The sequence below is a fragment of the Streptomyces sp. MST-110588 genome (assembly GCF_022695595.1).
GTDB lineage: Bacteria > Actinomycetota > Actinomycetes > Streptomycetales > Streptomycetaceae > Streptomyces.
This window is the reverse complement of the sequence record NZ_CP074380.1, coordinates 7,383,557-7,410,204: the sequence shown is the minus strand read 5'-3', so window position 1 is coordinate 7,410,204 and position 26,648 is coordinate 7,383,557. Positions and strand designations below refer to the sequence as shown.

Annotated in this window: 17 protein-coding genes and 2 pseudogenes; 14 read left to right on the top strand and 5 right to left on the bottom strand. The window is 72.0% G+C overall.

Translation table 11 applies throughout. The features are described from left to right. Position 1 precedes the first annotated feature (1 nt). Positions 2-1,308: pseudogene (locus tag KGS77_RS32330) on the bottom strand (MFS transporter). A gap of 123 nt (positions 1,309-1,431) precedes the next feature. Here KGS77_RS32330 and KGS77_RS32325 point away from each other — a divergent pair. The 8 genes from KGS77_RS32325 (at position 1,432) to KGS77_RS32290 (ending at position 11,271) form a co-directional block, all read left to right on the top strand. Continuing rightward, the gene (locus tag KGS77_RS32325) at positions 1,432-2,262 is read left to right on the top strand and encodes a (Fe-S)-binding protein (RefSeq protein ID WP_242586806.1); all 831 of its coding nucleotides are present in this window, start codon (positions 1,432-1,434) and stop codon (positions 2,260-2,262) included. After that, positions 2,259-3,737, top strand: a complete 1,479-nt coding sequence (locus KGS77_RS32320) for a lactate utilization protein B (RefSeq protein WP_242586804.1) — start codon at positions 2,259-2,261, stop codon at positions 3,735-3,737. The genes KGS77_RS32325 and KGS77_RS32320 overlap by 4 nt, the downstream gene beginning before the upstream one ends. After that, positions 3,734-4,378, top strand: coding sequence for an LUD domain-containing protein (locus KGS77_RS32315; RefSeq protein WP_242586803.1), 645 nt, complete (start codon positions 3,734-3,736; stop codon positions 4,376-4,378). Before KGS77_RS32320 ends, KGS77_RS32315 begins: the two co-directional genes overlap by 4 nt. Positions 4,379-4,552: 174 nt before the next feature. Beyond that, a complete protein-coding gene (locus KGS77_RS32310) occupies positions 4,553-7,822 on the top strand; it encodes a glycoside hydrolase family 2 TIM barrel-domain containing protein (RefSeq protein ID WP_242586801.1) in 3,270 nt (1,089 codons plus the stop codon). A gap of 172 nt (positions 7,823-7,994) precedes the next feature. Beyond that, positions 7,995-9,191, top strand: a complete 1,197-nt coding sequence (locus KGS77_RS32305; protein WP_242586798.1) for an SGNH/GDSL hydrolase family protein — start codon at positions 7,995-7,997, stop codon at positions 9,189-9,191. A gap of 133 nt (positions 9,192-9,324) precedes the next feature. After that, positions 9,325-9,657: a hypothetical protein gene (locus tag KGS77_RS32300; protein ID WP_242586795.1), complete on the top strand. Its 333-nt coding sequence runs from the start codon at positions 9,325-9,327 to the stop codon at positions 9,655-9,657. Next, positions 9,648-10,772 (top strand): hypothetical protein, encoded by a 1,125-nt coding sequence (locus tag KGS77_RS32295; protein WP_242586794.1) that lies wholly within the window; start codon positions 9,648-9,650, stop codon positions 10,770-10,772. Before KGS77_RS32300 ends, KGS77_RS32295 begins: the two co-directional genes overlap by 10 nt. 97 nt (positions 10,773-10,869) lie before the next feature. Continuing rightward, positions 10,870-11,271, top strand: coding sequence for a hypothetical protein (locus KGS77_RS32290; RefSeq protein ID WP_242586792.1), 402 nt, complete (start codon positions 10,870-10,872; stop codon positions 11,269-11,271). 455 nt (positions 11,272-11,726) lie between these two features. Here the strand turns inward: KGS77_RS32290 and KGS77_RS32280 are convergent, their stop codons facing one another. Then, on the bottom strand, positions 11,727-11,879 hold the full coding sequence (locus KGS77_RS32280; RefSeq protein ID WP_242586790.1) for a hypothetical protein: 153 nt from the start codon (positions 11,877-11,879) through the stop codon (positions 11,727-11,729). A 110-nt stretch (positions 11,880-11,989) separates the two neighbouring features. Between KGS77_RS32280 and KGS77_RS32275 the strand changes: the two genes are divergently transcribed. After that, positions 11,990-12,916, top strand: a complete 927-nt coding sequence (locus KGS77_RS32275) for a phosphotransferase (RefSeq protein ID WP_242586789.1) — start codon at positions 11,990-11,992, stop codon at positions 12,914-12,916. 31 nt (positions 12,917-12,947) lie between these two features. On the opposite strand, the gene KGS77_RS32270 is transcribed toward KGS77_RS32275, so the two are convergent. Together KGS77_RS32270 and KGS77_RS32265 are read right to left on the bottom strand one after the other, a co-directional pair. Further along, positions 12,948-13,379, bottom strand: a complete 432-nt coding sequence (locus KGS77_RS32270; protein WP_242586788.1) for an ASCH domain-containing protein — start codon at positions 13,377-13,379, stop codon at positions 12,948-12,950. Positions 13,380-13,450: 71 nt separating this feature from the next. Further along, a complete protein-coding gene (locus tag KGS77_RS32265) occupies positions 13,451-15,355 on the bottom strand; it encodes an ABC transporter ATP-binding protein (RefSeq protein WP_242586787.1) in 1,905 nt (634 codons plus the stop codon). Between the two features lie 269 nt (positions 15,356-15,624). On the opposite strand from KGS77_RS32265, the gene KGS77_RS32260 reads away from it, so the two are divergent. From KGS77_RS32260 to KGS77_RS32250, 3 genes are all read left to right on the top strand, one after another. Next, positions 15,625-16,014 carry a MarR family transcriptional regulator gene (locus tag KGS77_RS32260; protein ID WP_242587816.1) on the top strand — a complete coding sequence of 130 codons (390 nt, stop codon included), beginning with the start codon at positions 15,625-15,627 and terminating at the stop codon, positions 16,012-16,014. A 176-nt stretch (positions 16,015-16,190) separates the two neighbouring features. Beyond that, complete coding sequence (locus KGS77_RS32255) at positions 16,191-19,226, top strand: FAD-binding and (Fe-S)-binding domain-containing protein (RefSeq protein ID WP_242586786.1); 3,036 nt, start codon at positions 16,191-16,193, stop codon at positions 19,224-19,226. A 236-nt stretch (positions 19,227-19,462) separates the two neighbouring features. Then, the gene (locus KGS77_RS32250) at positions 19,463-20,983 is read left to right on the top strand and encodes a Gfo/Idh/MocA family oxidoreductase (RefSeq protein WP_242586785.1); all 1,521 of its coding nucleotides are present in this window, start codon (positions 19,463-19,465) and stop codon (positions 20,981-20,983) included. A gap of 136 nt (positions 20,984-21,119) precedes the next feature. On the opposite strand, the gene KGS77_RS32245 is transcribed toward KGS77_RS32250, so the two are convergent. Beyond that, entirely contained in the window at positions 21,120-21,869 is a 750-nt protein-coding gene (locus KGS77_RS32245; protein ID WP_242586783.1) for a L,D-transpeptidase family protein, read from the bottom strand. A 406-nt stretch (positions 21,870-22,275) separates the two neighbouring features. Here KGS77_RS32245 and KGS77_RS32240 point away from each other — a divergent pair, with 406 nt between their 5' ends. Further along, on the top strand, positions 22,276-24,255 hold the full coding sequence (locus KGS77_RS32240; RefSeq protein ID WP_242586781.1) for an ABC transporter ATP-binding protein: 1,980 nt from the start codon (positions 22,276-22,278) through the stop codon (positions 24,253-24,255). Continuing rightward, positions 24,252-26,032, top strand: a pseudogene (locus tag KGS77_RS32235) (ABC transporter ATP-binding protein). Before KGS77_RS32240 ends, KGS77_RS32235 begins: the two are co-directional and overlap by 4 nt. The last annotated feature ends 616 nt before the right edge of the window (positions 26,033-26,648 follow it).

Genomic DNA, 26,648 nt, shown 5'->3' with positions numbered 1-26,648 from the left:
GTCAGGTTTGCAGCTCCCGCTTGGCGGTCTCCGGCAGCGCCAGATAGACGCAGAAGGACACCAGGCACAGCACGGCCACGTACCAGGGGAACAGGCCGGCGTGACCGGCCTGCTTGAACCAGGTGCCCACGTACGGGGCCGTGCCGCCGAAGAGGGCCACGGTCAGCGAGTACGGGAAGCCGATGCCGGCCGCCCGTACCCGCGCCGGGAACACCTCGGCGTTGACGGCCGCGGCAACCGCGGTGTACCCGGTCAGCAGCACCATGCCGGCGCAGCTCACCAGCAGCAGCGAGAGGAAGGTGCCGGTGACCAGGTGCAGCAGCGGCACGGCCAGCACCGCGAAGCCCAGGGAGAAGCCCAGCAGCAGCGGCTTGCGGCCGATCCGGTCCGACAGCAGCCCGCCCAGGGGCTGGAGCAGCGCGAAGAAGGCCAGCGAGATCGTGCCGACGGTGAGTGCCTGCCCCTTGTCGAAGCCCACGTTGACCTGGGCGTAGGTGGGCAGGTAGGTGGTCCAGGTGTAGTACGCCAGGGTGCCGCCGGCGGTGATGCCGCAGATCAGCAGCGACTGGCGGGGTGGCGCCGCAGCGCCTCGAACAGGCCGGGGCGCCCGGCGGTCCGCTGCCGCGGTCCGTGGGTCTCCCGCGCGCCGCGCCGGATCCACAGCCCCAGCAGGCTCAGCACCGCGCCGGTCAGGAACGCCACCCGCCATCCCCAGCGCGCCATCTGGGCCTCGGTCAGCAGGGCGGCCAGTACGGCGGCGGTCGCGGAGGCCAGCAGTTGCCCGGCGGTGGTGGAGACGTACTGGAAGCTGGAGAACAGCCCGCGCCGGCCGGGGCCCGCCGACTCCACCAGGAACGTGGTGGAGGCCGCGAACTCGCCGCCCACCGAGAGCCCCTGCACCAGCCGGGCGATGACCAGGACGACCGGGGCGAGCACGCCCGCGGCGGCGTAGGTGGGGGTGAGCGCGACGAGCAGACTGCCGCCGCCCATCAGCAGGATGGTGACGGTCAGCGCGGACCGGCGCCCGTGCCGGTCGGCGACCGCGCCCATCAGCAGCCCGCCGACCGGGCGCATGAAGAAGCCCACCGCGAAGACGGCGAAGGAGGACAGCAGCGGTACGAGCGAGTTGCCGGACCCCTTGGGGAAGACCTGGTCGGCGAAGTAGACGGCCAGGAAGGAGTAGGCGTACCAGTCGAACCACTCCACGGCGTTGCCGACCGACGCGGCGGCCAGTTGCCGCACCTGGGACACGGGGCGGGTGCCGCCGTCCGGAACCCGGTCCCGTACGAGGTCCTGCGCGCTGGTCATGGTCCTGCCTCCCGGGTCCTTCTCCTTCGCCCGCCGCTGGGGCAGGATGAGCCGACAGGTGATCATGTACCGGCGGGGCGCGGTGCCGCCAGGGGCCAGGGGCGGCCGAAAGGAGATGGAAACATGCGCGTAGCACTCTTCGTCACCTGCATCAACGACACGCTCCAGCCCCGCGTCGGGCGGGCGGTGGTCACGCTCCTGGAGCGGCTGGGCGTACGGGTGGGCTTCCCCCGGGCGCAGTCCTGCTGCGGCCAGCCCCAGTACAACACCGGCTACCGGCACGCCACGGAGCCTCTGGTACACCGTTACAGCCGGGCCTTCGAGACGTACGACCACGTCGTCACCCCGTCCGGGTCGTGCGCCGCGATGGTGCGGGAGAACTATCCGCGGATCGGGGCGCGGGCCGCCGCCGAGGGGCGTGGCCGGGCACTGTCGGAGGCCGCGGCGCGCGCCGTCCCCAAGACCTATGAGCTGACGGAGTTCCTGGTCGATGTGCTCCAGGTGACCGACGTCGGCGCGTACTACCCGCACACCGTCACCTACCACCCCACCTGTCACGGGCTGCGGGTGCTGGGACTGGGCGACCGGCCGCGCCGCCTGCTGGAGCACGTCCGGGGCCTGGAGCTGCGGGAACTGCCGGGCGCCGAGGAGTGCTGCGGCTTCGGCGGTACGTTCGCGGTGAAGAACCCGGCGGTCTCGGCCGCGATGGGAGCCGACAAGGTACGGGCCGTACGCGGTACGGGTGCCGAGGCGGTGTGCACGGTCGACAGCTCCTGCCTGCTGCACCTCGGCGGCCTGCTCACCCGGCAGGCATCCGCGCCGCCGGTCCCGGACAGGGGCGAGCACCGGAACTCGGACACCGGGGCGCCGGCCCGCACGGTCCCCGCCGCCGCTGCCGTCCGTACCGTCCACATCGCCGAGATCCTGGCGAGCACGCAAGGCGCGGTCCTGTGAGCGGCTCCGCCTACCTGGGCATGCCCGCCTTCCCCGAGGCCGCGGCCACCGCCACCCGCGACGCCGGGCTGCGCGCCAACCTGCGGCACGCCACCCACACCATCCGCGACAAGCGCGCCGCGGCCGTCGCCGAGCTGCCGGACTGGTCCGCGCTGCGCGCCGCGGGGGCGGCCGTCAAGGACCGTACGCTGCGCCACCTCGACCACTATCTGGAGCAGTTGGAGTCGGCGGTGACCGCCGCGGGCGGCCGGGTCCACTGGGCCGCGGACGCCGCCGAGGCCAACCGCATCGTCACCGGCCTGGTCCTGGCCACCGGCGAGCGGGAGGTGGTCAAGGTCAAGTCGATGGCCACCCAGGAGACCGGTCTGAACGGGGCGCTGGCGCGGGCGGGCATCCGCGCGTACGAGACCGACCTGCCCGAACTCATCGTGCAGCTCGGCGGGGACCTGCCGTCCCACATCCTGGTCCCGGCGATCCACCGCAACCGCTCCGAGATCCGCGACATCTTCCGCGAGCACATGGGCCGGTGGGGCCGTCCGGCGCCCGAGGACCTGTCCGACTCCCCCGCCGCGCTCGCGGAGGCGGCGCGGCTGCATCTGCGCGAGAAGTTCCTCGGCGCCAAGGTGGGGATCTCGGGAGCCAACTTCATGGTGGCCGAGACCGGCACGCTGGTCGTGGTGGAGTCCGAGGGCAACGGCCGGATGTGCCTGACCCTGCCCGAGACGCTGATCTCGGTGGTGGGCATCGAGAAGCTCGTGCCGACCTGGCAGGACCTGGAGATCTACCTCCAGTCGCTGCCGCGCTCCTCCACCGCCGAGCGGATGAACCCCTACACCTCGACCTGGACGGGGACCACGGACGAGGACGGGCCGCGCGCCTCCCACCTGGTGCTGCTGGACAACGGGCGCACCGACGCCCTCGCCGACACGGTGGGGCGCCGGGCGCTGCGCTGCATCCGCTGCTCGGCCTGTCTGAACGTCTGCCCCGTGTACGAGCGGGCCGGCGGCCACGCCTACGGCTCGCCCTACCCCGGCCCTATCGGAGCCGTGCTGACACCGCAGCTCCGGGGGGTGACGAGCGCGCTGGACGCCTCGCTGCCGTACGCCTCGTCGCTGTGCGGGGCCTGTTACGAGGTGTGCCCGGTCGCCATCGACATCCCCGAGATCCTGGTGCATCTGCGCGAGCGGGTGGTGCAGGGCGGGCCGGTCACCCGTAACGGTGTCAAGACCGTTCTGCGGCCCGCGAAGGGCCATGCCGCCGAGCGGGCCGCGATGCGGGCCGCCGCCTGGGCCTTCGACCACCCGGGTGCGCTGCGTACGGGCCAGCGGCTGGCGGCCCGTACCCGACGGCTGCATCCGCGCAGGCTGCCCGGGCCCGGCCGGGCCTGGAGCGACACCCGCGACCTGCCGGCGGTGCCCGCCGAGTCCTTCCGGGACTGGTGGCGGCGCACCCGTGGAGAGGAGGACGGCGTATGAGCAGCCGGGAGGTGATCCTGGCGCGGGTGCGCCGGGCGCTGGCGGACGTACCGCGCGAGGAACGGCCCGAGGACGTCCCGGTGGCCCGGGACTACCGGCGGGCGCACGGCCCCCGGACGACCGCGGAGACGGTCGACCTGCTGGCCTGCCGGCTCGCCGACTACCGGGCGGTGGTGCACCGCACCGACGCCGACGGCCTCGCGCCGCTGGTCGCGCACCTGCTGGGCGAGCGCGGCTCCGGGTCCGTACTGGTGCCGCCGGGCCTGGACCCTTCCTGGACGGCGGCGACGAGCGTGCCCGTGGTCCACGACCGGGCGGCGGACACCGCCCGCGAGCTGGACGGCGTGGGCAGCGTCCTGACCGCCTGTGCCCTGGCCGTCGCCGAGACCGGCACGATCGTCCTGGACGCCGGCCCGGACCAGGGCCGGCGCCGCATCACCCTGATCCCCGACCACCACATCTGTGTCGTACGGGTTCCGGACCAGGTCGTGGAGTCCGTGCCGCAGGCGCTCGCCCGGCTGGACCCGGCCCGCCCGCTGACCTGGATCTCCGGCCCTTCGGCGACCAGCGACATCGAACTGAGCCGGGTGGAGGGGGTGCACGGGCCGCGGACGCTGGAGGTGGTCCTGCTCTCTTCGTGACTCCGGACGTCTCGTAGGACGCGGGTCGTCTTGTACAGCGCCGGTCGTCTCGTATGACGCCGGTCTCCCGGTGATGCGAAGTGGCGTACGAGAGGCTTGTGCCGGGTCGCATTCCGTTCAACCCTGATGCTTCCTGTTGCCTTACGTTCGGAGCTGTCCATGAACGTACGCCGCATGAGCCGCCGGTCGTTCCTTGCCACCGGTGCCGCCCTGGCGGGATGGGCCGCCTTCAGCGCGCAGAAGCAGTCCTTCGCCGCCACGGCCGCGACCGCCACCGAAGGAAGCGGTGCCCAGGGGAGCGGCGCTCAGGGAGGCGGCGCGAAGGGGGGCGGTGGCGAGTGGGATGCACAGCCGCGGATCTTCCAGGTCAACCGGGAGGCCGCCCGCGCCCGCCTCGTCCCGTACCAGGACACCCGCTCGGCCCTGGCCGGACAGCTCGCCGATTCCCCCTACTACCGCTCTTTGAACGGCAGTTGGCGCTTTCGCTGGTCCAAGAACCCCGACGAGCGGCCCAAGGGCTTCCACGCCCCCGACTACGACGACAGCCGCTGGGACCGTATCCCCGTCCCGTCCAACTGGGAGATCCTGGGCTACCCCGAGCCGATCTACCTCAACGTCAAGTACCCGTGGATCGGTTACGAGAATCCCAGGCCGCCCGAGGTCCCGCACGGCTTCAACCCAGTCGGCTCCTACCGCCGTACTTTCACCGTCCCGGAGGACTGGGAGGGCCGGCGCACCCTGCTCTCCTTCCAGGGCGTGAAGTCCGCCTTCTTCGTGTGGGTCAACGGCGAGCGGACCGGCTACAGCGAGGACAGCTACACCCCGGCCGAGTTCGACGTCACCGACCGGCTGCGGCCGGGCGTCAACGTGCTGGCCGTGGAGGTCTACCGCTGGTCGGACGGCAGTTGGCTGGAGGACCAGGACATGATCGACCTGTCCGGGATCTTCCGCGAGGTCTACCTCTACTCCATCCCGCCCGTCCATCTCCAGGACCTGTTCGTACGCGCCGATCCGGGCGGTACGGTGGCCGACGGCGCCGTACGGAAGGCCCGGACCGGTGAGCTGACGGTGACCGCGACCGTACGCGACCGGGGCGGGCCGGGCCGCGGTCGTCGCCGGGGAGACCATCTGCTGACGGCCGTCCTGTACGACGCCCAGGGCAGACCGGCCCTGCCCCGCCCCCTGACCGCCACCGTCCGCCCCGCCCCCGGCAAGGACGCGACCGTCTCCCCGAAGGCCACGGTCGACAACCCGGCCCTGTGGTCCGCCGAGGAACCGAACCTCTACACCCTCCTCCTTACCCTCACCGACCCCTCCGGCACGGTCGTGGACGTCCAGCGCACCCGCGTGGGCTTTCGCACCGTCCGCTGCGGGCCCGGGGAGCTCACCGTCAACGGCGTTCCGGTCCTCTTCCGCGGCGTCAACCGGCACGAGACCGACCCGGACCACGGCCAGGCCGTCCCGGAGGAGCGGATGACCGAGGACATCCGCATCATGAAGCAGCACAACGTCAACGCCGTACGCACCTCCCATTACCCGGGCAGCCCGCGCTGGCTGGAGCTGTGCGACGAATACGGCATCTACGTCATCGGCGAGGCCAACCTGGAGTCGCACGGGGTGCGCGAGTACCTGCCCGCGAGCCTGCCGGAGTGGACCGACGCCTGTCTGGACCGGATGCGTTCACTGGTCGAGCGGGACAAGAACCACCCGTGCGTGGTGGTGTGGTCCCTGGGCAACGAGGCAGGAGCGGGCAGCACCTTTAAGACCATGGCGGACTGGACACACGACCGCGACCCGTCCCGGCCGGTGCACTACGAAGGCATGAACGCCGTGGCGGACATCGAGAGCCGGATGTACGCCACGCCCGCGGAGGTCGAGCAGTACGGGAGGTCCGGCAACCCCAAGCCGTTCATCCTGTGCGAGTTCGCGCACTCGATGGGCAACAGCACCGGCAATTTCCAGGAGTACGGCGAGGTCTTCGCGCGCTACCCGAACCTGCACGGCGGCTTCATCTGGGACTTCGTCGACCAGGCGATCCGCCTGCCGGTGCCCGGCGACCCCACGCGTACCTATCTGTCCTACGGCGGCGACTGGAACCCGGGCTACCCCACCGACTGGAACTTCTCCTGCAACGGCATCGTCTCCGCCGACCGGGTGCTCCATCCGGCGGTCCACGAGGTGAAGAAGGTCTACCAGCCCATCCGGACGACGGCCGCCGCCGGCCTCGGCGACGGCACCGTCAAGGTGACAAACCATCACATGTTCACCGGACTGCACGCCTACGAGCTGCGCTGGGAGGTCACTCGCGACGGCGAACGGATCCAGCACGGCACGCTGCCGGCACCCGAGGCGGGGCCGGGCCGGGAGGCGACCGAACGGATTCCGGTGCGGCGCCCGGCCGAACCCGTACCGGGCGCCGAGTACTGGCTGAACCTCTCCTACGTCCTGCGCCGCGACACCCGCTGGGCACGGGCCGGCCACAGCGTCGCCGCCGAGCAGCTCGCGCTCCCCTGGCGCGCCCCCGCGCCCCCGGAGCCCTCCCCCGCCACCCTGCCGCCCCTACGGCTGACCGAGACCGGCCGGACCGTCACGGTCGAGGGCCGCGACCTCGAACTCGTCCTGGACAAGGCGAGCGGCACCCTCACCACCTACCGGTACCGCGGCCGACCGGTCCTGACCACCGGGCCGGTGCCCAACTTCTGGCGCGCCCCGACCGACAACGACATCGGCCGGAACGCCCACCGCACCCTGCGGACCTGGCGCGAGGCGGGCGCCCGGCGACGGATCACCCGGGTGAAGGCGGCACACCCCACCGCCGGCGAGGTGGTCATCGAGGTCGCGGCCACCCTGCCCACCTTCCCCACCGCCTCCCGCTGGGACACCGTCTTCACGGTGCGCGGCGACGGCGAGGTGCGGGTCCGGCACACACTGCGGCCGGGCCCGTGGCTGCCCGACCTGCCGGTGGTCGGGGCGCTGCTGACGGTGCCGGCCGGCCCGGAAACCTTCACCTGGTACGGGCGCGGGCCGCAGGAGAACTACTGGGACCGGCACACCGCCGCCTTCGTCGGCCGGTACCGCACCACCGTGGACGAGCGGTTCGGCCCGTACATCCGGCCGCAGGAGACCGGCAACGTGACCGACGTACGCACCGCCTGGCTGACCGGCCGGGATGGAAGGGGGCTGACGGTGCGCGCCGAACCGGACGGCACGGGTGCCGGCGGCCTCCTGGAGATCGGCGCACTGCACCACGCCCCCTGCGACCTGGAGAGCACCGGGCATCTGCACCCGTACCAGCTCAAGCGGCGCGGCGAAACGATCCTGGCCGTCAACCACCGGCAGATGGGAGTGGGCGGCAACGACTCGTGGGGCGCACCGCCCCTGGACCGCTACCTCCTGCACGCCGACCGCCCGTACAGCTACGCCTACCGGCTCACCCCCGCCTGACCGCACCGGCCGACGGACGCACCGGCGCGAGCGCGCCCGCAGGGTGACCCCGCCAGTCATACCCACCCCATACATACGCACCACAGTGGGCTGGGCCCCCCTCTCACCTCCCACCAGACTTCCTGTCACCAGCCCGGTAACCACAACCCGACAGACAGGAACGACCCACCCCATGAACACCCACACCCCCACCTCCCCCATCCCCTCCATATCCCCCACCTGGAACGCCGGCTGGTCCACGGCGGTCCAGCGCCCCAGCACCGGCTTCGAGAAGAACTGGGCCGAGGAGGGCTTCGCCGACCAGACGGTACGCCAGGTCGTACGGGTGACCGGCGACGGCACGGCGGCGCGCGTCAAGCTCTCCAACCGCTACGGGACCGCGCCCCTGGAGGTGACCGGCGCCACCCTCGCCCGTACGGCCGACGGGGCAGCGACCGAGCCGGGCACCACCCGCCGGCTCACCTTCGGGGGCGCGCCGTCCGCGAGCATCCCGGCCGGCGGCGAACTGTACAGCGACGCCGCCGAAGTGACCGTGGCAGCGTTCGAATCACTGACCGTGACGCTGTACTTCGCGCGCCCCACCGGCCCGGCAACCTTCCACGCCCAGGCGTTCACCACCGCCTACCGCGCCGCCGGTGACCAGCTCACGGCCGAGGACCCCACCGTCTTCGACGAGACCACGGTGTCCTGGTACTACCTCGCCGACGTGGAACTGTCGGGCGGCCCGGCCCGCCGGGACAACGTCGTGGTCTTCGGCGACTCGATCACCGACGGCTTCGGCTCGACCGTCGACGGCAACCACCGCTACCCGGACGCCCTCGCCCGCCGCCTCGCCGCCGCCGGCACCCCGCGCCCCGTACTGAACTCCGGTATCGGCGGCAACCTGCTCCTCAACGACTCCCCGTGGTACGGCGAACGAGCGGGCGCCCGCTTCGAACGCGACGTCCTTCGCAAGCCCGGCGCGGGGTCGGTCGTCCTCCTGATCGGCCTGAACGACATCGGCTTCAGCGAGATCGACCTCCCCACCTACAAGCCCAACCCCCCACTCACAGCCGATGAACTGATCACCGCCTACCAGCAGTTGACCTCGCGCGCCCGGGCCGCAGGCATCCGTGTCACCGGCGGAACCGTCCTCCCCTTCAAGGGCTCGGAGTACCACACCCCGATCGCCGAAGCCAAGCGCCGAACCCTCAACGCATGGATCCGCGACTCCGACGCATTCGACGCGGTGGCCGACTTCGCCCACGCGCTGGCGGACCCCACCGACCCCGACGCCCTCCACCCTGCCTACGACAGCGGCGACCACAAACACCCCGGCGACGCCGGCTACCGGGCCATGGCCGCGGCCATCGACCTCGCCGCACTGTGAGCCACGGGTGTCCCCTGTCAGGGACCCGCAGCCCTGGGGCCATCGGCACCGGCCCGGTCGCCGCCGAGCACGTACGCGCTATCCTGCCCCACCCCGTCACGCATGATGGGGACTCACACGACCAGGGGGTTGCATGGCGGGGACAGGCGGGGCCGCGCAGGGATACGAAGCCGATCCGGATGTGCTCAAGAAGGCCGGCGGCAGGGCACTCGACATCAGACAGGACCTGCTGGACGCGGCCGAACCCACCTGCGCCGCGACGCGCCGCGCGGCGACCGGAGTGGACGGCTGGCGGAGCGAGGATCAGCTGAGGAAGACCGCCGCACTGTGGGAGAAGCAGAACTTCACCCTCGCCGAGCAAATGGGGCGCACGGGGGCGAACCTTCAGTACAACGCCACCAATTACCAGTCGGCGGAGGCCGTCAACGCCGCGGGGATGAAGCCGGGAGACAGTCCGTGGGGATAACGGTGCAACAGCTTGAGCAGGCCGATCCGGACCTGGTGCGGAAAGCTGCCGAGGCATGGGAGGAGCAGGTCCGGAAACTGAAGGACCTCGTCGAGCGTTACCGGACCGAGGTGAAGGACCCGGTCGAGAAGAGTGGCTGGCAAGGTCCCGCGTACGAAGCGGCCCGCAGCAACTGGGTCGAAGAGCTGACGCAGTTGGAAAACGCGCAGGCGGAGGCCGACGGCATCAGGCTGGCCCTGGAGATGGCCACGGCCGACATCCGGGCCGCCCAGAGCGTGCTGAGCGGTGGCGTGCGCAAGGCCCGCGAGAACGGGGCGAGCGTCACCCCGGACGGGGGCCTGGAGCTGCCGCCCGCCATGGTCCACGACCCTGATGTCCGGAGCGGGCCGGTGGGCGAGAACCTGCGCCAGGCCCATGCGCAGATACAGGACGCGCTGCGGATGGCGGACCAGGCGGACGAAAGAATCGCCTGGGATCTGCTGGACGACGGCGGCGCACGGGGTGACGCCTTCAACGGCCGGGTGCACATGGGGCGTCGGCTGAGCCCTGGGGAGATACTCCGCACATTCCAGGTCACGGACGACCCGCGCGGGATGACCGACTTCTACGGGGAAAGAGTCACGCAGGGAGAGGCGGACATGCTCTCCGATCTCAGCATCTTCGAGAAGAGCGACTTCAAGGAAATCCGGGACCGGGCCTTCGAAGAGTGCAAGGTGAGATTTCCCGAGGACAGGAACGACGGGCACATGGACGCCTTCAGACATGCGTACTGGAACGCTCTGATGGCGCAGCGTTTCGGCATGGACTGGGCGGAACGGTACGGCACGGCGCACGAACGGCTGCCGGGGAACCCGTCGGACCGCGAAGCCATGGATCTCCACAACAACGAGATCGGCCGCCGGATCGCGCTGAACAATCCGACCGCCAGCCCGGCCGAGCTGGCGGCGAAGGTTCAGGAGGCGGTGCAGGGCGGGAAGACCGTGGTGATCGATCGCGACGGGAAACTCGTACCCAGCGACAAGGTGGAGATCGGACGGCACGGGCACACCAACAAGGTGCCCGGCGCACCCGACGAAGGGCGGAACCCGGACGCTCCCGGGCCGGACACCCCCTGAGTCCGGCAGAGCGCGCATGACCGGCGGGACGAAGCGGAACGGGGAGAGGCGACAGGTGCGCACGGCACGGAGACGGGTGGCATGGGCCGGATTCGGGGTGGCTGCAGGGCTGGGAGTGGGCTGGTGGGCGCTCGGTGGGGAGACGCCGCTGGCGAGCACCACGGACCAGGCCCTTCAGCGGAAGCTGGACGCGGCGGTGGAGGGCGCACCGGCGCCGCTGGCGGAGCTGACCGGTTTCTCATGGGATCAGGTGCGGGTGTTCGACTACGGCACCGATGACGACGTGATCTCCGAGGCCGTGGGCGACCCGGTCGAATGGGAGGTCGCCGCCACGTCGTACACGGGCCCTTCGCTGTGGGTGTTCAGCAAGGGCGGTGAAGCGGTGCGGGCCGTGCAACTCGACGCCAACGCGCCGGCCAACGGCAAGGGCGGGAGCTGGTCGAAGAGCGTGCGGATATCGGGAGGGCCCGACCACAATGTGGTGACGTTGACGGAATAACCCGCGGCCGTATTCAGGAGGAAGTCCGCAGCCAGTCGTCGAAGCGGGTGGTGGCCGTCCGGGCGCTGCCTTCGTCGGGGACGAGGCTGCGTTCTGTGAGTTCGGGCCTCGGCGACGTCTTCGGCCGCCATCGGCTGGAACAGCACAGGCGGTACGCGCACGGTGTCACCGTCGGTGGCGGTGTCGGCGATGCCTCTGACGAATTCGAAGAACTGCATCGCCCGGACGATCGAATAGGGAATCGGCCCCTGCTTGCTCAGCCGTTCCTGGGCCACCTTCGCCCGGAAATAGCCGTTGTCGGGCAGGTTGCCGACTCGCGGCTCAGCGTCCGTTGGCCTCTCACTCCGGTGTCCTGAGAGCGGGATCTCTGACGTGCGCTTACGCCGGGCCGTTGTGCAGTCAGGGCCTCTTGCGCCCTGCGGCGCCGGGTCGAGGTGTCGGTGAGAGCGACCTCGTCATTGACAAGGACGGTCCTCACCACGCAGCCCGGCGAGGATGCCTGCCAGTCCGCCGCCGTACAGGCCGGGATGGCGCCGGCCACGCCCGATGCCCCGCGCCCATACGGTCACCACATGGCCCGCGGCAGCGGCCTCGGCGGGCGTCTTCAAGGCCGACAAGGTCGACGACCGGGTCGTGGGCTGGGCCCTGAAGCGATGTCGTACGTCTGGCGCGCGAGGAGCCGCGGCGGCTGGGGTTGCCACGCGGTGCCGTGCCGGGGGTGCGGGTTCTGGGGCGGGGGGAGAGCTATACCGCCTGGCTGTTGGAAGCCGGCGGATCGTCGTCCCTGGTCGTCCGGGTGCCGCGGCGGCCCGTCGCCGAACTGCCGCGGCCGATCGGTGAGGAGTTCGCCGCGCTGTCGGTCGTTCCCGGTGGTACGGGGCCCGCGCCGGTCCTGCTGGAGGAGAGGTACGACAATCCTCTGGGGTCGCCCTACATGGTGACCGGGTACGTACCGGGGCGGGAGCGCGCGGCCGGGGAGTGGGATGCGCGGCTGCTGGGCGCGCATGTACGGCAGGTGGCCCGGCTGCACCGGCGGGGCTTCGACCGGTGCGGCGCGATCACCGCGCCGCTACGGGAGAGGTCCGTCAAGCTCTCGCTCGGCGACCGGTTCGCCTCCGGGCTCGCGTGGTGGCGGCGGGCGCGGCCGGACGTACTCGCCGATCCCGAGGTCTCCCGGCTGCTTCCCCGGGTCGAGTCCTTCGTCGCGGCGGCGGAGCCGGCCTTCGAGCGGCTGGACCGGTTTGCGGTCGTCCATGGGGATCTGATGCTGCCGAACATTCTGGTGGACGAGGAGGGCATGCCGCGCTACATCGACTGGGAGTGGTCGGAGATCGGCGATCCGGCACAGGATCTGGCCTATCTCGGCGGGCAGGTGTGGGCTCCTCCGTGGTACCTCCCGCTGGATCGGGGTCAGGTCCGCGCCCTGTTGGAGAGTTATGTGCGGGAGACCGGCGGGGAGAGCGGGCAGGGCGAGGAGACGGTGGGCTCGTTGGAGGTGCGTCGTGCGGCTTGGGAGGTGTACGAGCGGTTTCTGTCCTCCTTGCACTTCCGGACCCGGCGCAACTGCCCCGAAGACGTACGGACCCGTCGCTACACCGACGCCGTGGCCATGCTGACGACCGGGTTGGACGACCTCTTGAGATGAGGGGTGCCGGCGGAACCCGTGTCAAGGCGCGTCACGATACGGGCAGGCGCTCCACGACACGGAAGCGCTCGGCGACGACCAGGGTGTCGTCGTCGACCGTGAACAGCGGGTCGCCCAGCGCCTGGCGCATGTCCGGTCCGTGCCAGAAGCTCTCGTGGTCCGCGCGCCATTCGGCGAGCGTCCGGTGGCCCTCGCCCTCGTCCACCGCGTGCCGCAGGTCCACATCCGCCAGCCGCAGGACGCGTACCTGCGTGGTCTCCACGACCGCCACCGGCCGGCCGCCGGAGTCCGGGACGAGAAACCGCGCCCCGGCCTGCGGCAGTGGGTCACCGGCGTGCTCGTAGTCCCGCAGCAGTCCGGTCGTGGTGGTCTTGGCGCCGGAGAGGACCGCGGCGACGAGCCGGTCGCGCAGCGGGCCGGGGAAGGCGAACTCCAGGTGCGGCAGGGCGTCGTGAGCGGGCATGTCCGCACCCTAGCCCTGCCGTCAAAATCCCGCCTGCCCCGCGGCGCCCCGGCCGTCGGGTACCTCCCGCGTCAGCCGGTGGCGGCGTCCGCCGCCATGGCCCGCTCGCCGTCGTCGGGCGTCAGGTGGGCGTCCCGTCGTACGAGGGCGGCGTACCGGCCGCCGGCCGCGAGCAGTTGCTCGTGGGTGCCGCGTTCGACGATCCGGCCGGAGTCCAGCACGACGATCTGGTCCGCGTCGCGGATGGTGGACAGGCGGTGTGCGATCGTGATGGTCGTACGGCCTTTGGAGAGCGCGTCGATCGCCTGCTGCACGGCGTGTTCCGTACGGGTGTCCAGGGCGCTGGTGGCCTCGTCCAGGACGAGGACGGGCGGGTCGCGCAGGATCGTCCGGGCGATGGCCAGCCGCTGTTTCTCGCCGCCGGAGAAGCGGTGGCCGCGCTCGCCGACCAGGGTGTCGTACCCGTCGGGCAGCGCGGCGATGTGGTTGTGGATCTGAGCCGCCGAGGCCGCGCGTTCTATCTCCTCCTGGGTCGCGTCGGGCTTGGCGAAGCGCAGGTTGTCGGCGACGGAGGCGTGGAAGAGGTACGTCTCCTGGGAGACGACGCCGACCGCGCGCGCCAGGGTGTCGAAGTCCAGGTCGCGGACGTCGACGCCGTCGAGGGTGACCCGGCCGCCCGTCACGTCGTACAGGCGCGGCACGAGGTAGCTCAGGGTGCTCTTGCCGCTGCCGGTGGGGCCGACGACGGCCAGGCTGCCGCCGGGCGGGATGGTGAGGTCTATGCCGTGGAGGGTGGGGGCCGGGGGTGCGGTGGCGGTGTCCGGCGCGGTGGCGCGGTCCGGAGAGCCGGCCGTACGGGGGGCGCCGGGCTCGGCGCTGTCGTAGGAGAAGGTGACGTCCTCGAAGCGGATGGCGCCGCGCGGCCTGTCCAGCCGTACGGGCCGGGCGGGTTCGGTGATGGACACCGGCAGGTCCAGGTATTCGAAGACGCGCTGGAAGAGCGCGAGTGAGGTCTGCATCTGCACGCCGGTGGACAGCAGCGAGACGGTGGGACGCAGCAGTCCTTGCTGGAGGGTGACGAAGGCGACCAGGGTGCCGAGGGAGAAGGCCGGGCCGCCGAAGCGCAGCAGCATGCCGGCGCTCCAGTAGATGAGGGCGGGCATGGCGGCCATGACGATGCCGATGGTCGCCATCCGCCAGCGGCCGGCCATGCTGGCGCGGATCTCCAGGCCGACCAGTCGTTCGGACTCGGCCGCGAAGTCGCGGGTGAGGGAGTCGGCGCGGCCCATCGTACGGCCCAGGAGGATGCCGCTGACCGACAGCGACTCGGTGACCATCGCGGACATGGCGGCCATCTGCTTCTGCCGCTGTGTGGTGATCCTCTTGCGCTCGTTGCCGACCCGGCGGCTGATCCATACGAACAGCGGGAGCAGCAGCAGCGAGACCAGGGTCAGCCGCCAGTCCAGGGCGAGCATGGCCAGGACGGTGGCGATCACGGAGGTCAGGTTGGAGACGAGAGAGGTGGCGGTGGAGGTGACGGTCGCCTGCATGCCGCCGATGTCGTTGGCGATCCGGGACTGGACCTCACCGGTGCGCGTACGCGTGAAGAAGGCCAGCGGCATGCGCTGGAGCTTGGCGTAGACGGCGGTGCGCAGGTCGTGCATGACGCGCTGGCCGACGGTGGTGGACAGCAGCGTCTGCAGCACGCCGAAGACGCTGGTCGTCACGGCGGTGACGATCATGCCGACGGCCAGCAGGGTCAGCAGGCCGGTGCGGCGGCCGGGGATGGCCACGTCGAGGATCGCGCGCAGGAGGAAGGGCGAGGCCACCGAGACCAGGGAGGAGGCGGCCACGAGCAGGCCGACGGCGGCCAGCCGACCTCGGTAGGGGCGGAAGAGGGTCAGGATGCGGCGCACCTGGGCCGGCTGTTGCGGGTCCTTGGGGGGTGGCGTCCATTGGGGTTCGTCGGGGCGCATGGGCTCCTTCGGGGTTACGGCGGGTCGACGGAAAGGACTCGCAGAGCATAGCTCACTGTTACCTATACTCACAGTGAATCCGGTCCTGCTACGATCCGGGCATGCGTTCCCCCGATCCGCAGGCCGGCGCCTCCGGTCCCGTTTACGGTCCCGTATCCGGTGCTGCCACCGGCGCCGTCTCCGGCCCTGCCCCCGGTTCCGCTTCCCTCACCACGGCGGCCGGCGCCGACAGCAACCTCGCCGAGCAGCTCGTACGGCTGACCCGCCGGATGCACCGCACCCAAAAGCGCCATCTGTCCGGCCTGGACATCGCCGTCACCCCCGCCCAGGCCCGGCTGCTGCGGATCGTGGACCACTACCGCGACACGCCGCCACGGATGGCCGACCTCGCCGCGCGGCTGGAGGTCGTCCCCCGGGCGGTCACGACGCTGGTCGACGCCCTGGAGGCGCACGGTGCGGTGCGGCGCGTGCCGGATCCGGCCAACCGCCGGGTCATACGGATCGAGCTGACCGACACCGGCCGTTCGGCCTTGCACGCGTTGCGCGGCGCGCGCCGGGCCGCCGCGGAGGACATTCTTGCCCCATTGACCGCGGAACAGCGCGAGGTGCTCGGCGGACTGCTGTCCACATTGGTCGACGGGCCGGGTACGCATCACTGAACCCGGGCGGGGAACCAAGGGAGCGCCGTCCACACGCCGCCGGGCACCCGCGCCGTACGCGGTCGCACGCCACCGCACGTGGCTGCGCGCCACCGCACGTGGCTGCGCGCCACCGCACGTGGCCGTACGACACGCCGCCGTAGGCCGCCGAGCGAGCCGACCCGAGGAGAGCCGCCATGCCCCTGCTGGAGCCCAGGCCCCACACCCTGCGGCCGGCCGCCGCGCCCAAGCCCTTCCCCGACCGGGTGACCGACCGGCGGGCGTCCGGGACGCCCGGGCCGCTGCGCGCCGACCTGGTGGCACTGCTCGGCGCGCACAAGGTGCTGCACAAGGTCTCCGACCTGGTGCGGTACGCCTCGGACGCCAGCCCGTACCGCTTCGTGCCACAGGTCGTCGTGGTGGCCGAGGACGTCGACGACATCTCCGCGGTCTTCTCCTACGCCCACGGAAAGGGCCGTACGGTCGTCTTCCGCGCCGCCGGGACCTCGCTCAACGGGCAGGCGCAGGGCGAGGACATCCTCGTGGACGTACGCCGTCACTGGGCGGGCGTGGAGGTACTCGACGGCGGCGCCCGCGCCCGCATCCGGCCGGGCACCACCGTCGTACGGGCCAATGCCGCGCTCGCCCGGCACGGCCGGATCCTCGGCCCGGACCCGGCCAGCGCCATCGCCTGCACCCTGGGCGGCGTGGTCGCCAACAACGCCTCCGGCATGACGGCCGGCACCACCCGCAACTCCTACCGGACGCTGGCCTCCCTCACCCTCGTCCTGCCGTCCGGAACCATCGTGGACACCGCCGGCCCGGCCGCCGGGGAGGAGCTGGCGCGCGCCGAACCGAAGCTCTGCGCGGAGCTGATGGCGCTGAAGGCGGAGATCGGGGCGGACCCGGAACTGGTCGCCCGGATCCGCGCCAAGTACGAGATCAAGAACACCAACGGCTACCGGCTGGACGCCTTCCTGGACGGGGCGAACCCGGTGGAGATCCTGCGCGGGCTGATGGTCGGCTCCCAGGGCACCCTCGGCTTCATCGCGGAGACCGTCTTCGACACCCTGCCGCTGGACCGGCGCACCTCCACCGCGCTGCTGTTCTTCCCTTCGCTGCGCGCCGCTGCCGCCGCCGTCCCGCTGTTCACCGAGGCGGGCGCGGTCGCCGTGGAGCTGATGGACGGCAACACGCTGCGCGCGTCGGTGAGCGTGGCGGGGGTGCCGGCCGACTGGGCGGGGCTGCCGAGGGCGGCGACCGCCCTTCTGGTGGAGTTCCGGGCCCCCGACGAGGCCGCCCAGGAGGCACAGGAACAGGCGGCGGCGCGAGTGCTGGAGCACCTGGAACTGATCGCCCCGGTCGGCTCGGTCACCAACACCTTCAGCCGGGACGCCAGGACCGCCGCCGGGTACTGGAAGGCCCGTAAGGCGTTCGTCACGGCGGTCGGCGGCTCCCGGCCCCCGGGCACGACCCTGATCACCGAGGACTTCGCGGTGCCGCCGGCCCGGCTGGCGGACGCCTGCGCCGAACTGCTGGAGCTTCAGGAGCGGCACGGCTTCGACGCGGCGGTGGCCGGGCACGCCGCCCACGGCAACCTCCACTTCCTGCTGGCCTTCGACGCCGCCAAGCCCTCGGACGTGGCACGCTACGCCGCCTTCATGGACGAGTTCGCCACGCTGACCATCGACCGGTTCGACGGGTCGCTGAAGGCCGAACACGCCACGGGCCGCAACATCGCACCGTTCCTGGAACGCGAATGGGGGCCGCGGGCCACGGAGTTGATGTGGCGGATCAAGGAGGTCATGGACCCGCACGGCATCCTCGCCCCGCGCGTCGTGCTCGACCGCGACCCCCGGGCGCATCTGCGGGGCCTGAAGACCATCCCCGAGGTCGAGGCGGTGGCCGACCCCTGCATCGAGTGCGGCTTCTGCGAGCCGGCCTGCCCCAGCCAGGACGTGACCACCACACCCCGCCAGCGGATCGTGCTGCGCCGGGAGATGATGCGCCAGCGGACCGGCTCGCCGGTGACCGCCGCGCTGCTGGACTCCTACGGGTACGACGCCATCGACACCTGCGCGGGTGACGCGGCCTGCAAGCTGGCGTGTCCGGTGGGCATCGACACCGGCGCGCTGATGAAGGACTTCCGGCACCGGCGGCACTCCGCGCTGGAGGAGCGGGCCGCGGCCCGCTCCGCCCGGCACTTCAAGGCGGTGGAGAGGTCGGCGCGGCTGGCGCTGGCCGCGGCGGACGGGCTGCGGCGACGGCTGGACGGCGCGTCGTCCGCGGGCGGTCGGGCGGACGGCCTGCGGGGCGGTGGTCCGGCCGACGGCGGTTTGGCCAACGGCGGCCGGCGTGGCGACCGGCTGCTGTCGGCGGTCACGGGCGCGGCGCGCGCAGCCGTACGCCCCGATCTCGTACCCGAGTGGCTGCCCGAGCTCCCCGGCGCCGCCGCCCGTACGCTGCCCGGCACCCGCCGGACGGGCGCGGCTGCCGTCTACTACCCCTCCTGCGTCAACCGGATCTTCGCCGGGCCGGGCGGGGCGGAGGGACTGTCGCTGCCCGAGGCGGTGGTGGCGGTGTCCGCCCGCGCGGGCAGACCCGTATGGATCCCCTCCGACGTCACGGGCACCTGCTGTGCCACGATCTGGCACTCCAAGGGCTACGACGAGGGCAACGCCGTGATGGCCAACCGGATCGTCGAGGCGGCGTGGGGCTGGACGGCCGGCGGGCTGCTGCCGCTGGTCGTGGACGCCTCGTCCTGCACGCTGGGCATCGCCCATGAGGTCGTGCCGTATCTGACGGACGACAACCGCCGGCTGCACGCCGAACTGACGGTGGTGGACTCCGTGGTGTGGGCCGCGCGTGAGCTGCTGCCCCACCTGGAGGTCCTGCGGACCGTCGGTTCCGCCGTACTCCATCCGACCTGCTCCATGCGGCACCTGGAGGACGAGGACCAGTTGCGCGCCGTCGCCGAGGCGTGCGCCGAGGAGGTCGTGGTGCCGCTCGACGCGGGCTGCTGTGCCTTCGCGGGCGACCGGGGCATGCTGCACAGGGAGCTGACCGAAGCCGCGACGGCCAAGGAGGCCGCGGAGGTCACCTCCCGCCATTTCGACGCGCACCTCTCCGCCAACCGGATGTGCGAGATCGGCATGGACCACGCGACGGGCGGGCGCGGTTACCACTCGGTCCTTGTGGAGTTGGAGCGCGCCACGCGCCCTGCCGGGGTCTGAGGCGGCGCCTTCGGCGCGGGGGCGCGGGCGCCGGGGAGCGCCGGGGTGGCGGGAGGCACCGGGGAGCGGGAGGCACCGAGGGGCGGGAGGCGCCGGGGAGCGCCGGATCGGGGAGCACGTACGGGGGCGTACGAAAGAGACCGCGCGGCCCTCTTGTGCCTCGTGCGCCTCAACCGTCAAGGTCCTCAGCGAGGTTCACGCAACCGCCGCGCACCATCCGCTCTCCTGGAGGACCGATGAACGAGGCACCATCGCAGGACCACGGCCCCGACCCCGAGGACGGCCACGCCCCTGACGGCCGTCAGGGACCGGACGGCTTTCAGGGACCGGACCGCGAGCGGGAGGAGAGCGGGCCGAGCCGCCGTGCCCTCCTGTGGACCGCCGGCGCGGCGGGCGCCGGGCTCGGACTCGGCGGCCTGGGCACGGGCTCCGCCGCCGCGGCACCCGCCGCCTCCGGTACGGCCGGCACGACCGCCGCCGCTGCCGGGACCGCCACGGCGCCGCCACGCAAGGGCAAGACCATGATCGGGGTGCCGTTCGAGCGGCGGCGCACGGTACGGGTCGGTCTGATCGGCCTCGGCAACCGCGGCATGGGCATGCTCCCCCTCTACCTGGCGATACCGAACGTACAGGTCGTGGCCCTGTGCGACCCGGTGAAGGAGAAGGCGGCCAAGGCCGCGAAGCTGGTCACCGACGCGGGGCAGCCGGCTCCGGCCGTCTACACCAAGGGCGACCACGACTTCAAGAACCTGTGCGAACGCGGCGACATCGACTTCGTGTACGTGGCCACGCCCTGGGACCTGCACCACGACATGGCCGCAACGGCGATGCTCAGCGGCAAACACGTCGGCGTGGAATGCCCGCTGGCCATGAGACTGGACGAGCTGTGGGACCTGGTCGACATCAGCGAACGCACCCGCCGGCACTGCATGCAGGTGGAGAACTGCTGTTACGGGCGGAACGAGATGCGGGTGCTGCGCATGGCCCACGCGGGCCTCTTCGGGGACCTGCTGCACGGCGCCGGCGCGTACAACCACGACCTGCGCCAGTTGATGTTCGACCCGTCCTACTACCAAGGCCCGTGGCGGCGGCTGTGGCACACCCGGCTGCGCGGTGACCTCTACCCCACCCACGGCTTCGGGCCGGTCGCCAACTACATGGACATCAACCGCGGTGACCGGGTGGTGCGGATCTCCAGCTTCGGCACCCCGGCGCTGGGGCTCGCCGAGTACCGCAAGGCTCATATGCCGCCGGGCGACCCGAGCTGGAAGGAGTCCTACATCGAGAGCGACCGCACGTTCAGCGTCATCCAGACCGCCAAAGGCCGGGTGATCCGGCTGGAGCACGACGTCTCCACCCCGCACCCCTACAGCCGTATCAACAGCCTCGGTGGCACCAAGGGTGTGTTCGAGGACTACCCCGAGCGGATCTACCTGGAGCCCGATCACACCAATGACCAGTGGGGCGACTTCTCCCGGTACACGCAGTGGGACCACTGGCTGTGGAAGGAGCACGCCAACCCGCCGGGCGGGCACGGCGGGATGGACTACATCATGATCTTCCGGCTGATGCAGTGCCTCCGGCTCGGGCTCGTCCCGGACTTCGACGTCTACGACGCCGCGACGTGGAGCGCGCCCGTCCCACTGAGCCATGCCTCGATCAAGGCGCACGGCGCCCCGCTGGAGATCCCCGACTTCACCAGGGGGCTGTGGCACCGGCCCCGGCCGGGTGTGGACTCGCAAAAACCCACCGGGTGACGGCCGCGGGGTGAATGCTGCGGCGAGGCCGGGCGCCGGGTTCCTGACGGACGCTCCCACAGGGACCCGGCGCCGGTGCGCCTCACCTTGTCGACCTGGTCGCCCCTTCGGCCGTCTCGACGCCCCCGCTGCCGGGTCAGCCCGCCGTCAGATGTGCCATGTCCCCCATGACCACGACCGGATGCTGCCTGGGGTCCAGCGTACGCAGCAGGTGCTCCATCGCCTGCCGGGAGACGCTCACGCACCCGGACGTACCGCTGCCGTGGTCCATGTGCAGCCAGATGCCACCGCCCTTGGCCTGCCCGGCGGGCCGGGTCGGGTCCAGCGGGGTGGTGCCCCTGACGCGGTTGTAATCGATGGCGATCACATGGTCGAAGTCGTGGTGGGTGTTCTTGGCCCAGTACGGGGGCGGTGTGAAGGCCGAGGAGTGGGCGTAGGGCAGCTTCGTCCCCGGGGAGGGAGCCGGCAGCACCCCGCCCGCGTCGGAGAGGGTGAAGACACCGACGGGGCTGCGCTTGTCGCCCTCGTGATGGTCGGTGGTCCAGCCGTTCCTGCCGTTGTGCCCCGGCCAAGTGGCCTGCCGGTTCCAGCCCTTGTCGTCCTTGGTGTAGAGCACGACGGTGGCGTCCGGGGAGTTCACGCCCTTGCCGTACACGGCCACGACCTGATGCGAGCGGGCCGGAATCCGTGAGAGCAGCCGCTCCCCCACGTCCGGGACACGAGGGAGGTGACGGGTGGCGGCACCGGGCTTCTGGTCCCCGTTCTTGGCCGTGCCGTCCTCCTTCCCCGCACCGCTCCCACCACCGCCACAGCCCGCCAGCAGGACCAGTCCCGCGGTGACGGCCGCCACGGCGGCGGCCCTGCGCACAGCACCCGCTCCTCGCATCGCGCCCCCTGCGCCCCCTTCTTGTCGTTCTCTGCGGTCTTTGCGTTCCCTGCGGTCTCTGCCTGCTTGTCGTTCCCGTTCCCGTTCTCGTCGCTCCGGCCTCCCGGTCGCACCGGTCACCACGTACCCCCCGCGGCGTATTGGCCGGTTGGGCACGCCCACGCGGAAAACCGTTTGAACCCGGGCGTCCCGACGCGCCAACCTTCCATGGTTCCCCTCATCGCGCCCCGGCCGCTTCCCGGGCCGCCGCGACCCTGTCTCCCCGCTTCACCGTTCGCCACGTGTTTCTGGATTTCCGGTCTCCGGTATTCCGGTTTCCGGCTGGCCCGGTTCCCTGTTTCCTCCGCCATTCCGTTCTCTTCCGCTCCCTTCCACTCCGTTCCGCTCCCCCGAACCTTTGGACATCATGCACATTCGCGACCTACCGCATGCCGATCCCGGTGTCCCCGACGTCCGTTCGGGAGGCAGATTCCTCCTCTGGCTGTACGGCCGACAGCTCGGCGGGCAGACCAAGGCACTCTTATGGGGCCTGGTGCACACCGGTGCCGTCGCCTGCTTCCCGCTGCCCCTGGGTGTGGCGGTGCAGGCCGTCGTGGACCGGTCCGGCGGCGGACTGCTGCTCGCCGGCGGACTGATGGTGCTGCTGGGGGCATTGGTGGCCGTCGGCGACGTGATGCTGCACCGCGCCGCCGTTACCAACTGGATCACCTCCGTCGCCCGCGTACAGCAGCTTCTCGCCCGCAAGGCCACGGAATTGGGGTCGGCCATGACGCGACGGGTCGCGGCCGGGGAGATCGTCGCGGTCAGCACCGGCGACCTGGAGAAGATCGGCTGGTTCGTCGAGGCGGTCTCCCGGTTCGGTGCGGCGGCGCTGACGTCGGTCGGGGTGTGCGTGGCCCTGCTGGTCCTCCAGCCCGCGCTGGGTGTGGTGGTGGCCATCGGCGTACCCGTACTGGCACTGGCCGTACTGCCGCTGCTGCCGCCCGCCACCCGGCGCGCGGACGAGCAGCGCGAGAAGGCCGGGCGGGCCACCGAACTGGCCTCCGACACCGTCGCCGGACTGCGGGTGCTGCGTGGCATCGGCGGTGAGGAGCTCTTCCTCGGCCGCTACCGGCGAGCCTCCCAGGAGGTGCGCAAGGCCGCCGTACGCAGCGCCCGGATGTGGTCGCTGATCTCGGCGGTCCAGGTCGCCCTGCCGGGACTGCTGCTGATCGCGGTGGTCTGGTACGGCACCCGGCTGGCCCTGGACGGCCGGATCGCGGTCGGCGAACTGGTCACCGTCTACAGCGCGGTCACCTTCCTGCTGTACCCGCTGCGGCACTTCGAGGAGATCGCCATGGCCTACTCCTTCTCCCGGCCCTCGGCCAAGCGCGCCGCACGGGTCCTGGCGCTGAGTCGGCCGGCCGACGGCCGTGTGCCCGGCCGGCCGCTCACCGGTGAGCTGCACGATCCGCTCAGTGGTCTGCGTGCACCGGCCGGCCGACTGACGGCCGTGGCCTGCACGGACCCCGACGCGGCCGGCCGGCTCGCCGACCGGCTCGGCGGCCACGGCGCCGACGCCGCGCAGGGGACGCCGTCCGTGGTGCTCGGCGGCACGCCCCTGGACGAGGTGCCGCGCGAGGACGCCCGTAGGGCCGTACTCGTCCAGGACAAGGACCCCGTCCTGCTCTCCGGCACGCTGGCCGAACTCCTGGACGTCCCCTCCTCGGGGGCCGTCCGCCCGCAGGAGGCCCTGGCGGCGGCCCAGTGCTCCGATGTGCTGGCCGCGCTGGCGCAGGCGTCGGTGGACGATTCGGGCGATCCGATGCGTACGCGGATCACCGAACGCGGGCGGTCGCTGTCCGGCGGCCAGCGTCAGCGGCTGGCCCTGGCCCGGTCGCTGGTCGCCGACCCGGAGGTACTGGTGCTGGACGAGCCGACCAGCGCCGTGGACGCGCACACCGAGGCACGGATCGCGGACGGGCTGCGCTCGATCAGGGCGGGCCGTACGACCGTGGTGTTCACCACCAGCCCGCTGCTGCTGGACCGCGCCGAGCGGGTGGTCTTCCTCGACGACGGCCGGGTGGCGGGCGTCGCCACCCATCACGAGCTGCTGCGTACGCACCCGGAGTACCGGGCCGTGGTCACCCGCGAAACCGAGGACGAGGACGGCGGACTCGGGGAGGGCGCATTCGGGGACGGCGGACTCGTGGACGGCGGCGCGCCCGAGGGCGGGAGCGAGGCCGCAGGCGGGGGCGCGGCCGTGGGCAGGAGCAAGCACGGCGGCCCCCGGGCCGGGGCCGGGGACGCGAGCCCGCCCACCGGAGTCCGGACCCGGGACCGGCCCCGGACCGCACACGAGCGCGCCGCCCTGGACGCGCTGGACCAGATCGAGGAGACGGCATGATCGGCCTGGCGCCCCCGGAGCACGATCCGGACGCACCGCAGACCACCACGACCCTGCCGGTCGGCTCACCCGCGACCGTACGCGCCTACGTGGCCGGCCTGATCCGCCGGCACCGCCGGGCCTTCGTCCTGCTGGTCACCGTGAACGCCACGGCCGTCCTGGCCTCGATGGCCGGTCCCTACCTGCTGGGCGGCCTGGTCGAGGACCTGGCCGCCGGCACGCGCGATCTCCACCTGGAACGCGTCGTCGGGCTGTTCGCCCTCGCCCTGGTCCTTCAGACCCTGTTCGTCCGTCTGGTGCGGCTGCGCGGCGCGATGCTGGGTGAGCGGATGCTCGCGGACCTGCGCGAGGACTTCCTCGTACGGTCCGTGGCGCTGCCTCCGGGCGTACTGGAGCGAGCCGGGACCGGGACCTGCTGTCGCGGATCACCACGGACATCGACCGGCTCGCCGAGGCGATGCGCGAGGCCGTACCGCAGTTGTCCATCGGGGTGGTGTGGATCGCGCTGCTGCTCGGCGGGCTCGCCGTGACCGCGCCGCCGCTGGCCCTGTCGGTACTGATCGCCCTGCCGGTCCTCGTGGTGGGCTGCCGCTGGTACTTCAAGCGGGCGCCGGGCGCCTACCGCTCCGAGGCCGCCGGTTACGCGGCGGTCTCGGCGGTGCTCACCGAGTCGGTGGACGCGGGCCGGACCATCGAGGCCCACCGGCTGGGCGCCCGCCGGATCGCGCTGTCCGAGGAGCGGATCCGTTCCTGGACCCAGTGGGAGCGCTACACGCTCTTCCTGCGGTCGGTGCTCTTCCCCGTCATCAACGTCACCCACCTCCTGATCCTCGGCTCGGTGCTGGTGCTGGGCGGCGCGTTCGTGCTGCACGGCTGGATCAGCCCCGGTCAGCTCACCACGGGGGCGCTGCTCGCCCAGATGATGAGCGAACCGATCAACCTCATCCTCCGCTGGTACGACGAGCTGCAAGTGGCCCAGGTCTCCATCGCGCGCCTGGTGGGCGTACGGGAGATCGAGCCGGACACCGCCGACGCGGCGATCATCCCCGACGGCCGTGAGGTGCGCGCACAGGACGTACGTTTCGGCTACCGCCCGGGGGCCGACGTCCTGCACGAGGTCTCGCTGCGCGTCCGCCCCGGCACCAGGGTGGCGCTGGTGGGGCCGTCCGGCGCCGGCAAGTCCACGCTCGGCCGGCTGCTCGCCGGAATCTACGCCCCGCGCTCGGGAGAGGTGACACTCGGCGGCGCCGAACTGTCCCGGATGCCGCCGGAGCGGGTCCGGGAGCATGTGGCGCTGGTCAACCAGGAACACCATGTCTTCGTGGGCACGTTGCGCGACAACCTCCTGCTGGCCCGCACGGACGCGCGCGACCAGGAGCTGTGGGCGGCGCTGGAGGCGGTGGACGCGGAAAGCTGGGCCCGGGCGCTGGAGTCCGGCCTGGACACGGAGGTCGGCTCGGGCGGGCACACCCTGACCCCGGCCCAGGCCCAGCAGACGGCGCTGGCCAGGCTGGTCCTGGCCGACCCGCACACCCTCGTCCTGGACGAGGCCACCTCCCTGCTGGACCCCCGCGCCGCCCGCCACCTGGAACGCTCCCTGGCCCGCGTCCTGGAAGGCCGCACGGTCGTGGCCATCGCCCACCGGCTGCACACCGCTCACGACGCCGACCTCATCGCGGTAGTGGAACAAGGCCGCATCACCGAACTGGGCACCCACACCGAACTGACCACCGCCAACGGCCCGTACGCCGCCCTGTGGCGCTCCTGGCACAACTGAGAAACTGCCCCGTAGATCATCTACAGGCATGCTGGTCGACCAGCTCGTTGCCTCCCATTCCGCCGACGTGAGGCCATACAGCCGGGCGATGCCGAGCACGGCCTCACGCAGTGGACCTCGGTCCGGTACTACATCGTCACGAACTGTCGGAAACGGGCCTGACCGCGCGTTCGTCCAACCGCTGCTGCCTGCTTCCTCACGGGGTACGGCTCATGGGCCACGCCTGCCGCCCGTTTACACCGGTAGGGCCCCAGGCGGCACCATCGGACGTACGCTCCAGGCCGCCCAGGCACAGGCGGACCCGTCCGGGAACCTCGACCGGCCGGCGACGGTCGGCTCCACGGCCGTACGCCCCGGCTCGACCAGCAAGTCCCACCTGGCCTGTGACGCGGCGGGCCGCCCGCCGTCCTTCACCGTCGCCGTCGCCAGCGGGAAACAGCGACAACCGTACCCAGTTCACCACCGTCCCAGGTCCGGACGGCCACGTCCCGGTCGACAAGGGGGCGACCGGCAGGCCCGGTCCTCCGATGACAGGCCCCCGGCCGGCCCTTGCAGGTAAGGGAGGCTGCAGGGAAGGGAGGGCCACTACGGCAGTGCTTCGCCCGCCCGGAAGACG